The 10318-nt window shown below is 59.7% G+C and carries 8 protein-coding genes, 1 tRNA gene and 1 pseudogene; 4 read left to right on the top strand and 6 right to left on the bottom strand.

Going from position 1 to position 10318, the window contains the following annotated elements:
• A pseudogene (locus AS026_RS26660) lies at positions 1 to 422 on the bottom strand (helix-turn-helix domain-containing protein); the annotation flags it as partial.
• A gap of 106 nt (positions 423 to 528) precedes the next feature.
• Between AS026_RS26660 and AS026_RS26655 the strand changes: the two are divergent.
• Positions 529 to 1086, top strand: coding sequence for a fasciclin domain-containing protein (locus tag AS026_RS26655; protein WP_062372970.1), 558 nt, complete (start codon positions 529 to 531; stop codon positions 1084 to 1086).
• A 52-nt stretch (positions 1087 to 1138) separates the two neighbouring features.
• On the opposite strand, the gene yihA is transcribed toward AS026_RS26655, so the two are convergent.
• From yihA to rpmH, 4 genes are all read right to left on the bottom strand, one after another.
• Positions 1139 to 1798, bottom strand: coding sequence for a ribosome biogenesis GTP-binding protein YihA/YsxC (yihA, locus tag AS026_RS26650; RefSeq protein WP_018857704.1), 660 nt, complete (start codon positions 1796 to 1798; stop codon positions 1139 to 1141).
• A gap of 126 nt (positions 1799 to 1924) precedes the next feature.
• Positions 1925 to 3721 carry a membrane protein insertase YidC gene (yidC, locus tag AS026_RS26645; protein ID WP_062372980.1) on the bottom strand — a complete coding sequence of 599 codons (1797 nt, stop codon included), beginning with the start codon at positions 3719 to 3721 and terminating at the stop codon, positions 1925 to 1927.
• The gene (rnpA, locus tag AS026_RS26640; RefSeq protein WP_007802014.1) at positions 3721 to 4122 is read right to left on the bottom strand and encodes a ribonuclease P protein component; all 402 of its coding nucleotides are present in this window, start codon (positions 4120 to 4122) and stop codon (positions 3721 to 3723) included. The genes yidC and rnpA overlap by 1 nt, the downstream gene beginning before the upstream one ends.
• 21 nt (positions 4123 to 4143) lie before the next feature.
• Complete coding sequence (gene rpmH / locus AS026_RS26635) at positions 4144 to 4278, bottom strand: 50S ribosomal protein L34 (RefSeq protein ID WP_016552555.1); 135 nt, start codon at positions 4276 to 4278, stop codon at positions 4144 to 4146.
• Between the two features lie 447 nt (positions 4279 to 4725).
• Here rpmH and AS026_RS26630 point away from each other — a divergent pair, with 447 nt between their 5' ends.
• The 3 genes from AS026_RS26630 (at position 4726) to AS026_RS26620 (ending at position 8605) form a co-directional block, all read left to right on the top strand.
• On the top strand, positions 4726 to 6726 hold the full coding sequence (locus tag AS026_RS26630) for a methyl-accepting chemotaxis protein (protein WP_205634493.1): 2001 nt from the start codon (positions 4726 to 4728) through the stop codon (positions 6724 to 6726).
• Between the two features lie 156 nt (positions 6727 to 6882).
• Complete coding sequence (locus AS026_RS26625) at positions 6883 to 8406, top strand: ATP-binding protein (RefSeq protein ID WP_062372964.1); 1524 nt, start codon at positions 6883 to 6885, stop codon at positions 8404 to 8406.
• Between the two features lie 122 nt (positions 8407 to 8528).
• Positions 8529 to 8605 (top strand) — tRNA-Arg (locus AS026_RS26620).
• Between the two features lie 173 nt (positions 8606 to 8778).
• On the opposite strand, the gene AS026_RS26615 is transcribed toward AS026_RS26620, so the two are convergent.
• A complete protein-coding gene (locus tag AS026_RS26615; RefSeq protein ID WP_062372961.1) occupies positions 8779 to 9972 on the bottom strand; it encodes a succinylglutamate desuccinylase/aspartoacylase family protein in 1194 nt (397 codons plus the stop codon).
• Positions 9973 to 10318 lie beyond the last annotated feature (346 nt).

Genomic DNA, 10318 nt, shown 5'->3' with positions numbered 1-10318 from the left:
CGAAGCGGTCTTGCCAGGCTTTCCAGCGGGCTCTGCGCCGGGCAATGTCGACGCGGCCCTGCTCAAGGGCGAACAGCGTTTTTTTTAAAGCTCAAGCCCTCGCGGCGCATAAACTGCCAGATGGCATTGTGGGAGACGCTCACGCCGCGGGCGGCCAACTCATCCTTCAGCCGATGTAGCGTCAGATGTGATGTCTGCTCGATCTGCTCGACGATGAAGGCGCGGTGCGGCTCTAGCACACGTCGGCGATGGCCGCCCATCTTGCCGGGCGACACACTACCGGTGGTCCGATAACGCTGCGACCACTTCACCACGGATGAGACAGCTATGTCGAACCGCTCCGCCACCACCCGGCAGCTCTGACCGTCCACAACCGCTGCAACGACTCGCTCACGAAGATCATTCGAATAGGGTCGCGTCATGGATGCTGGCCTCCATTCCAGCATCCATGATGAATCACAAATCTGCTGATTTGGGAATCCCGCACCGATTCCGATAAGCAATGATCCGCTCTAGAGGAGAACCGTCATGATGAAGTCCGCCCTGCGCTTGAGTGCGCTTGCCGTTGCCGTTTCCACATTTGCTTTCGTCGCTGAGGCCAAGAATCCGATTGTTGGTGGCGCTGCGATGTATCCGACGAAAGACATCGTGCAGAATGCGATGAACTCGAAGGATCACACGACGCTGGTTGCTGCCGTCAAGGCTGCCGGTCTCGTGTCGACACTGGAAAGCAAGGGACCCTTCACCGTATTCGCTCCCACCAATCAGGCCTTTGCCGAATTGCCCGCCGGCACGGTCGACACGCTGCTGAAGCCTGAAAACAAGGCCACGCTGACGAAGGTTCTGACTTGCCACGTCGTCGCGGCCGATGCGATGGCCAAGACCGTTGCCAAGATGATCAAGGCCGACGGCGGCGAACACGACATCAAGACCGTCGGCGGCTGCGTGCTGAAGGCCAGGGAAAGCAGGGGCAAGATCACGATCACCGATGAAAACGGCGACGTCGCCCACGTCACGATTGCCGATGTGAAGCAATCCAACGGCGTCATTCACGTCGTTGACAAGGTTCTGCTGCCGAAGATGTAAATTAGTTCAGGCGGTCAATAGAAGGCGCCCCGTTCCACCGGGGCGTCTTCTTTCATTTCCAGTTGGCGATACCGACCGTTTGCGCGATTGCCTCGCGCAGGTCATCGAGACCCTCGCTCTTTTCCGAGGACGTGGCGATGATGGCCGGATAGGCGGCGGGCCGCTTCTTGATCTTTTCCGCGGTCTCCGCGAGCAACTTGGTCACAGCCGGTGGTTTGATCTTGTCGGTCTTGGTCAGAACGATCTGGTACGAGACGGCAGCCTTATCCAGTAGATCCAGCACCTCATCGTCGTTCTTCTTCACTCCGTGGCGGCTGTCGATCAACACGTAGACGCGCTTCAACGTCGCGCGGCCGCGCAGGTAATCGAAGACGAGCTTCGTCCAGGCGTCGACCTGGTCTTTCGGCGCCTGCGCGTAGCCGTAGCCCGGCATGTCGACCAGAGCCATCGGCGGCAGGTCGCCGCTTTCGCCCGAATAGCCTTCCGGCACGAAGTAGTTGAGCTCCTGCGTCCGGCCTGGCGTATTGGAGGTGCGCGCCAGCCCCTTGTGACTGACGAGCGCGTTGATCAAAGAAGACTTGCCAACGTTCGAACGGCCGGCAAAAGCCACTTCCAGCGGTCCTTCCGGCGGCAGGAATTTCAGGGAGGGAACACCGCGGATAAAGGTCCAGGGGCGCCCGAACAGCGGCTTGTCGTTCTTATTGTCGGTCATTCGGCCTTTTCCAGCAAAATCCAGTGTGCCTATGGCATTCAGGTTCCAGGCGATTTTGTCAACCGCACAGTCGTCGGACACCGCGGCGGGGTACAAATGAAAAGCCCCGCCGGAGCGGGGCTTTCGTCATTTGTCTGTCGGAGCCGGCTTTCGTTTGAAGAGCCCCTTCAGATTGTCGAAGAGCTCGATCTTCACGCCATGGCGACGCATGATCACGCCCTGCTGGATGACCGAAAGCGTGTTGTTCCAGGCCCAGTAGATGACCAGGCCAGCCGGGAAGCTTGCCAGCATGAAGGTGAAGACCAGCGGCATCCAGTTGAAGATCATCGCCTGTGTCGGATCCGGCGGGGTCGGGTTCATGCGCATCTGCAGGAACATCGTCACACCCATGATCAGCGGCCAGACGCCGAGATGCAGGAAGGTCGGAGCAGCAAACGGCAACAGGCCGAAAAGGTTGATGAACGAGGTCGGATCGGGCGCCGAAAGGTCCTGGATCCAGCCGAAGAACGGCGCGTGGCGCATCTCGATGGTGATGTAGATCACCTTGTAGAGCGAGAAGAAGATAGGGATCTGCAGCGCGATCGGCCAGCAACCGGCGATCGGATTGATCTTCTCTTCCTTGTAGAGCGCCATCGTCGCCTGTTGTAGGCCCATGCGGTCGTCGCCGAACTTGGCCTTCAGCTCTTCCATCTTCGGCTGAACACGCTTCATGTTCGCCATCGAAGCGTACTGCTTGCTGGCGAGCGGGAAGAACAGCGCCTTGACGACGATGGTGGTCAGCAGGATCGCGACGCCGAAGTTGCCGAAGTAATGGAAGAAGAAGTCCATCAGCCTGAACATCGGCTTCGTCAGGAAGTAGAACCAGCCCCAGTCGATCAGGCGATCGAAGCGAGGGATCTGATACGTATCCTTATAGTTGTCGATGACAGGAACGACCTTGGCGCCGGCAAAAATCAGGTTCTTGAGCTCAGTCGACTGGCCGGGCGCGACGGTGACCGCATTCTGCTTGTAGTCCGCCTGGAAACGCGGTTGTCCGTCCGTGAAGTGGCTGAAGCGGGCGTCGAAGGGGGTCTGCTGCGGCGGGATGAGCGTCGCTGCCCAATATTTGTCGGTGATCCCGAGCCAGCCGCCGGTTGCGTTCGCCATATTGACGGCTTCTTTTTCAACGGCGGTATACTTGCTTTCGACAAGTCCATCTTCGCCGATAACACCGATGAAACCTTCATGCAGAACATAGGTGGAGGCGACAGCCGGCTTGTTGTAGCGCGTGATGCGGCCGTATCCGGAAAGCGCGACCGGAGCCTGACCGGCATTGGTGATCTTGTCCGTGACCGTGAACATGTAGTTCTCGTCAACGGAAATGGTGCGCGCGAAGGTGACGCCCTTGTCATTGGTGTAAGTAAGCGTGACCGGGGTCTTTTCGGTCAGCTTTGCGTCAGCCGGCGCTGTCCACACCGTCGAGGGACCCGGCACGCTGCCGGTCGCGTCGCCACCGATATAGCCGAGTTCGGCAAAGTAGCCGTCCTTCGTTTCGGAGGGGCTGAGCAGGGTGATGATCGGGCTGCTGTCGTCGACTGTCTCGTGGTAGCGCTTGAGCCGGAGGTCGTCCAGACGGGCGCCGACAAGGTTGATCGAACCGGAAAGTGCCTGCGTATCGATCGTGATGCGCGGGTTCTTCGCAAGAGCATCTGCAATCGACGCCACCGCCGGAGCCTGGTCGGTGGGAGCCGCCCCGTTCGGCTGCGCCGTCGTTGCGCCGCCGGGCGCAGGCGTCTGCACTTGCTCGGTGTGTTGCTGTGCCTTCTGGGCAAGCTCCGCCTTGCGCTGAGCCTCGATGCGCGGATTCATATAGAGGAACTGCCAGCCGAGAACGATCAGCACTGAGAGAGCGATCGCAATGAAATAATTGCGGTTGTTTTGCATCATACGTTCCTGGGGCGGCCGTCTCCGGACCGCTTGTGTTTCGGCTTGGTCTCGACGCGAGTTTTGAGCTCTGCGGCTAATTCTTTGAAGGATGCTTTCAGCACGTCCCTTCGCGCGACAACCACATAGTCGTGTCCGGGCTGCATTGCAAACCCTGCATGAAGTCGCACCGCCTCTTTCAGGCGCCGCCGCATGCGGTTTCGTTCGACCGCGTTGCCGTGTTTCTTGGTGACGGTGAAGCCGACGCGGGCTTCGGTCTCCGGTTCCTTCCGGTCGAGCACCTCAAGCAGGAAGAAACCGCCCTTGCGTTTTTCGCCCTGGCGGACAGCAAGAAACTGCGGGCGGCTTTTCAGCCGCCCGGCAGTCATTTTCTTGTTATTGGTCGTCAATTCGCCCGCCATCTCTTATCGGGCAATTCGGCCTTAGGCCGAAAGACGCTTGCGACCGCGTGCGCGGCGAGCAACGATGACCTTACGGCCGCCCTTGGTGGCCATACGTGCACGGAAACCGTGGCGGCGCTTGCGGACAAGCTTGGATGGTTGGTAGGTACGCTTCATTTATTTAAACACCGCGGAGTGCGGCCCTTCTTGAATTTGCATATTGCAAGGAGCGTTGTTTTTCGAACGGGCGAGGCTAATAAAAGCCTTATATGACCGGACGTGCGGCGGCTTATACGGATGAAGGCCCCCAAAGTCAATTATCGCCGGGGATTTCCGAGTTTGCGCCCGGAGTACAAGATTTCGTGAAGCGCATTAATCATTGTGACAAGCAGTGAGCCATGCGCTGGCGTAATATTTTTCTCAAGTTTCAACTACAGCACGCATCCTGCCCAGCGTCTAACGCTTCTGCGCGCAAAAAGCGAAGCGGCGGCGATTAAGTACGGGTAATTTTTTGTAGTGCTGCAGCCAAGCACCCGAAATCTAACGTTAATTTATTTGGGCCAATTTTAGCTATCGGCCGGAATGCTTTCCCGGCTTGTCATCAGTCTTTGGGGGGCTTTTCCTTTGAAAATTCGAGGTAAGATCAATCTGCTTGTTTCCGCCATGTGTGGCGTTGCATTGCTGATCGGGGCGACGGCGCTTTGGGCCGTGCATCAATACGATACTAATCTGTCGGCTTACGAAGACGCATCTGATCGCGCCTACGCCGGTGAGCGCCTTAACCGTTTTGTGACGGCGACGGTCATGGAAGCACGCGGAATTTACAGTGCGCCCGCGACGAAGGAGGCCGCTACCTTCGCCAAGGGACTGCTTGCGAACCTCGACCAGATCGACAATGTGATCGCCTCCTGGACCCCGCTCGTTCCCGAAAGTCAGAAGGGTGCCTTTGCCAAGCTGGTTGAACGTGCCAAGGAATTCCGGACATTCCGCACCGAAACAGCGCGTCTCGGCACGGAGGTGAGCCCGCAGGCTGCCAGCGAGCAAGGCAACAACGATGCCAACCGCGCCAACCGCAAAGCCTTCCAGGCCGAAATCGACGCTGTCGTGGCCACCGACAAGGCGACGCTGGACGCTGTCAATGCTCTCGTCGAAAGCTCGCGCACCTCAATCTTGTGGCTCGTGATCGCGATCAGTGTTGTCGGCGTCACGGCTGGCATCGGCATGGGCTTCTACATCGGCACGATCCAGCTCAGCCGTCCGATCAACAAGGTTACCCAGGCGATCAAGGAAGTGGCTGACGGCAATTTTGATGCCGACGTGCCGTTTGCCGGCCGTCAGGATGAAATCGGTGAGATGGCTGCGGCCGTTGCCGTCTTCAAGGAAAACGGTCTCGCCGTCCGCCGCATGAACGCGCAGGAGGCCGCCATGCGTGCCAAGAGCGACGATCTGCAGTCCAGCATGTCCGTGGTCGTGGCTTCCGCAGCTGCCGGCGACTTCAGCCGCCGCATCGAAAAGGACTATGGTGACGAGAACCTCAATCAGTTCGCCACCAACATCAACCAGCTGCTCTCGAGTATCGATGCCGGTGTCGGCGAAACACGCCGCGTGATTGCAAGCCTGGCGGAAGGCGACCTGACGCAGACGATGCGCGGCAGCTTCCACGGCGCCTTCGCCGAACTGCAGCAGAACGTCAACAGCACCTTCGCCACCCTTCAGACGACCATACGCGAAGTCCGCGAAACGGCAGAAGGCTTCCACGGAAACACCAACGAGCTGCGCGCCGCAAGCGACGACCTCTCCAAGCGCACCGAGCAGCAGGCAGCGGCTCTCGAGGAAACCTCGGCAGCCCTCGATGAGATCACGGCCGTGGTCAACAATTCGACAGAGCGCGCGCAGGAGGCCAGCGTCATGGTGTCCGAGGCCAAGGACGATGCCGGCAAATCGGGCGTTGTCGTCCGCAATGCCGTCGACGCCATGGGCCGCATCGAGCAGGCCTCGCGCGAAATCAGCCAGATCATCAACGTCATCGACGAGATCGCCTTCCAGACGAACCTGCTCGCCCTCAATGCCGGTGTCGAAGCCGCGCGTGCCGGCGAGGCGGGCAAGGGCTTTGCCGTCGTCGCCCAGGAGGTCCGCGAACTGGCGCAGCGCTCGGCAACCGCCGCAAAGGACATCAAGGGCCTGATCACCAAGTCGGGGGACGAAGTCCAGGTCGGCGTGAAGCTCGTTCAGGCCACCGGCGAGGCGCTGTCCCAGATCGAAAGCCGCGTCAACGCGATCAACGACCATATTCACTCGATCGCGACTGCCGCGAAGGAGCAGTCGACCGGCCTCAAGGAGGTCAACACGGCCATCAACCAGATGGACCAGGTGACGCAACAGAACGCCGCCATGGTCGAGGAAACCTCCGCGGCAACGCACAAGCTCTCCGGCGAAGCCGACGGCCTCGTCCGCCTCATCTCGCGCTTCAAGGTTTCGAACGTGCCGGCCGCGGCGCCTGTCGCCGTTGCGCGCCAGCAGGAGCATCGTCCGGTGGCCTCACCAGCGCGCCGCGCCATGGGCACCGTCGCACGCGCATTCGCCGGTAATGCCGCCGTCGCCGAGCAGAATTGGGAAGAGTTCTGATCAGCTCTCTTCCTCTTTCGACCGATCGGAAACGCCGCCCCCGGGCGGCGTTTCCTTTTGTCGCAAGCGGCGTTGCTCTCAAAGATTTGAAAGCGAACCGTCATCGGCTAATATAGAAGTCGCGAAGGGCGCCTGGCGCCGAGCGGACGAAAGACGATGCAAGCCAACGATCAAGGCGAGAATCTTCCCCAGAGCGGTGCTGCAGGGAATGAGACCAACAGGGCGGAGCACCGCCCGTCCGGAAAGTTCGGCGGGCTTTCCGGCAAGCTGCTGTGGCTGACGGTTGTCTGCATCATGCTAGCCGAGGTGCTGATCTTCTTCCCCTCGGTTGCCAGTATGCGTCTGCGCTGGCTGGATGAGCGGTTGAACGCCGCGGCCGCGGCCGCGATCGTTATCGATGGCCTGCAGCCGGTGGAGTTGCCGCGCGCCTTACAGAAGGAAACTTTGGAGGCGACCGGCACAAAGGCGATCGTCTTGCGGAAAGAGGGCACCTCGCGTCTGCTTGCGACGACTGATATGCCGACCTCCGTTGACGAACAGTATGATCTGACCGACGTGCCGCCGATGATCGCGATCCGCGATGCGCTCGATACGATGATTTTCGGCGGCAATCGCATGATCCGCGTCTATGGCCCGGTGCAGGACACCAATACCGGCGTGGAAGTGCTGATGAAGGACAAGCACCTCCGCAATGCGATGCTGGTCTATTCCCGCAACGTCTTTCTGTTGTCCATTCTGATTTCGATGTTCACCGCGACACTGGTTTTCTTCGCGATCAACCGGATCCTGATCCGGCCGATTCGCAAGCTGACGGGCAGCATGCAGCAATTCTCCTCCGATCCGGAAAATCCGCAGAACGTCTTTGTCGGCGATGGCGGGCGCGATGAGCTTGCGGTTGCCGGCCGACACCTGACCTCGATGCAGATGGAGCTGCAGAAGACGCTGAAGCAGCAGAAGAACCTTGCTGCCCTGGGGCTTGCCGTCTCCAAGATCAATCACGACATGCGCAACATCCTGGCCTCGGCGCAGCTGATGTCGGACCGCCTCGTGGACGTCGACGATCCTATGGTGAAGGCCTTCGCGCCAAAGCTGCTGCGCACGATCGACCGCGCTGTCGGCTATACGACCGAGGTCTTGTCCTATGGCCAGGCAAGCGAAGCCGCTCCACGCAGGCGCCGCGTCCGGCTTTTCGACCTGACACAGGACGTCAAGGACATGCTCGCGGTCGATGCCCAGAGCGGCATTGAATTCGTCGAACAGATGGCGCCCGACCTTGAGGTCGATGCAGACAGCGAGCAACTGTTCCGGGTGATCCACAATCTCTGCCGCAACGCCGTGCAGGCGCTGAGCGTGCCTGGCGCGGGGCGGGGACCGGACGGCATCAAGCGAATCACGGTTTCGGCCCAACGTGTCGGCAGCGTCGTCAACATTATCGTCGACGACACTGGCCCCGGCATGCCGCAGAAAGCCAGACAGAATCTCTTCGCAGCCTTCCGCGGATCAGCCCGCTCCGGCGGCACGGGCCTCGGCCTGGTAATCGCCCGTGAACTGGTGCTGGCCCACGGCGGCACGATCGCGCTTGTGGAAAAACCCTCGGTCGGAACGCAGTTCCGCATCGAAATTCCGGACCGCCCGGTATCCCTGGACGATTATCGCGGCCGGGCACTCCAAGAAAAGTGATGCATTTTTCGCATTTCAGCTCTGCACCACCAAAGTCGCGATTTTTTCAGAATGCCTATTGCAATCCCTCAAAGGACCCTTTAGAGAACCGCCCACGCAAGCGGTTTGACCGCTTCCGGCACGCACCCGTAGCTCAGCTGGATAGAGCACCAGACTACGAATCTGGGGGTCAGGAGTTCGAATCTCTTCGGGTGCGCCATTCCCCTCATTAAGACGAAAATGCTGTGAAGCTGCGGCTTTGTTCCGACGAGAGCCTCTGCGTCTCGCCGGGCGGCAGCTAGCAAGGTGGACACGCCAAGCCCTTGGCGTGCGCGCAAGAGCGTCGCAAATGCTTGTCCTGCGAAGGAGAGCAAGGATCGCCTACACGGTGAACTATTCGGGATAGACCTCTGAGCCTTCAGGCGTTGGCTTGTTGAAAAGGATGAATACCAAGGGGTTGCCGGGCTCGGACATTGCATCGCTGCGTTGCCCCGTTATCTCGCCAGCCACACCACTTGTATACTCCGCAACCACCTCGCCGAAGCTGTTGCGCTGTATGGCCACCTTTTGCCCGGCTTCCACCTTGTCGTTCAGCTTGACCAGATGCTCGACGATCCCGCCCGCGGTGGCAAGAATCGGGAAGGCGCTGTTTCCGACAAAGACACTCACGTCCTTGCCTGTGCGTCCCATCGACCCGGCGACGATGCCGTAATGCTTGAGGACATTCATCGTGCCTTCCACGAACAGCGAGATCATGTCGAGGTCCAGCACCCGCGCAGCGCCGATCTCCGGCGTAAAGGCCGGAATTCCCACGTCGATGAACGCGTTATGCAGGACACCGGGATAGACATGGTTGTCGAAGATCTGGCCGACCGGATAGAGCTCCAGCATTGCCTTGACCTCGGGCAGATCCATGCCGCCAATATTAAACGCTGTCACTTCGAATCCGGTTGTTCCGGTGTGGAAGTCAATCGCGAAGTCGGCGTTCGGCCGCAGCAGCCGGTTGAACAGGAGCCCGGCGTGCCGGCTGGGCGCGGTGGCGCCGTTCTCATTCCCGGGCCACTCCCTGTTCATATCGATCAGATCAATGCCTCTGCCCTGATTGGGCCATCTGCGCTGCATGCTTTCGACGGCTGGGCGGGACACGTCCGTGACCGCCATCACCGTGCCCGACATTTTCGCCGGATCGAGCTGGTTCATCACCGTCTGGACGGTATGGATAGAACTCATTTCGTCGCCATGCACACCACTGACAAGGATGGCGCGCTTACCTGGCTTTGTTCCCTTGGCGACCACCACAGAGACATGCCAGTGCTGTCCGGTGGGCATTTCAACGCCCTGAAAATAGAGGGCATGCTTCTTGCCGGGCTCCAGGTCGTTGACGTCAAGCGCGCTGACGACTTTCTTCCCGTCGATGACGTCGCCGGTGTAGGCTGTTCCTGATGACGGATTGGTAGAGGGTGCCGCTGCTTGCTGGGCATTTGCAGCACCAGCGTTGACGGCAAGGGCAGCGGATGCGCCGACCGTCGCGATGGATGCTACCAGGAAATGGCGGCGATCGAGGCCTTCTTTAGATTCGTCCGGCATGATGGAAGCCCTTTGTGGTTTGAAAAGTTACATTGGAACAACGGCATACACATCGACTGCAAAGGTCGCGCACGATTTCAAACTAGGGTGCGCTGCTGAACTCGCAAGGTTTGCGGGCCTCGCGATCTTGCGGCTTCACTCGGCAAGATCCGAAAGTAAGATGAAGCGGGCATGCCTGGACGTCGACAGCGATAACAATCACGTGCCAGTTCTCAGTTTCATCTCGCCCGATGCTGCGTTCATGTCCCTCGAGTGCTACAGGCAACGTACTCACAAGATGTCGGATCCGATCCCGGCCAGTAGTCCTGGTGTGGCTCGCAATTTTGTCATGGGGAGGGTGTCGAGA

The sequence above is a fragment of the Rhizobium altiplani genome (assembly GCF_001542405.1).
In the GTDB taxonomy this organism is placed as follows: Bacteria; Pseudomonadota; Alphaproteobacteria; order Rhizobiales; family Rhizobiaceae; genus Rhizobium; species Rhizobium altiplani.
The sequence above is the reverse complement of the archived record's forward strand: the minus strand, read 5'-3'. Positions and strand labels throughout refer to the sequence as shown.

Coding starts and splice junctions, on each gene's coding strand:
- AS026_RS26655 (WP_062372970.1), top strand. CDS start 529: ATGATGAAGTCCGCCCTGCGCTTGAGTGCGCTTGCCGTTGCCGTTTCC.
- yihA (WP_018857704.1), bottom strand. CDS start 1,798: ATGACCGACAATAAGAACGACAAGCCGCTGTTCGGGCGCCCCTGGACC.
- yidC (WP_062372980.1), bottom strand. CDS start 3,721: ATGCAAAACAACCGCAATTATTTCATTGCGATCGCTCTCTCAGTGCTG.
- rnpA (WP_007802014.1), bottom strand. CDS start 4,122: ATGGCGGGCGAATTGACGACCAATAACAAGAAAATGACTGCCGGGCGG.
- rpmH (WP_016552555.1), bottom strand. CDS start 4,278: ATGAAGCGTACCTACCAACCATCCAAGCTTGTCCGCAAGCGCCGCCAC.
- AS026_RS26625 (WP_062372964.1), top strand. CDS start 6,883: ATGCAAGCCAACGATCAAGGCGAGAATCTTCCCCAGAGCGGTGCTGCA.
- AS026_RS26615 (WP_062372961.1), bottom strand. CDS start 9,972: ATGCCGGACGAATCTAAAGAAGGCCTCGATCGCCGCCATTTCCTGGTA.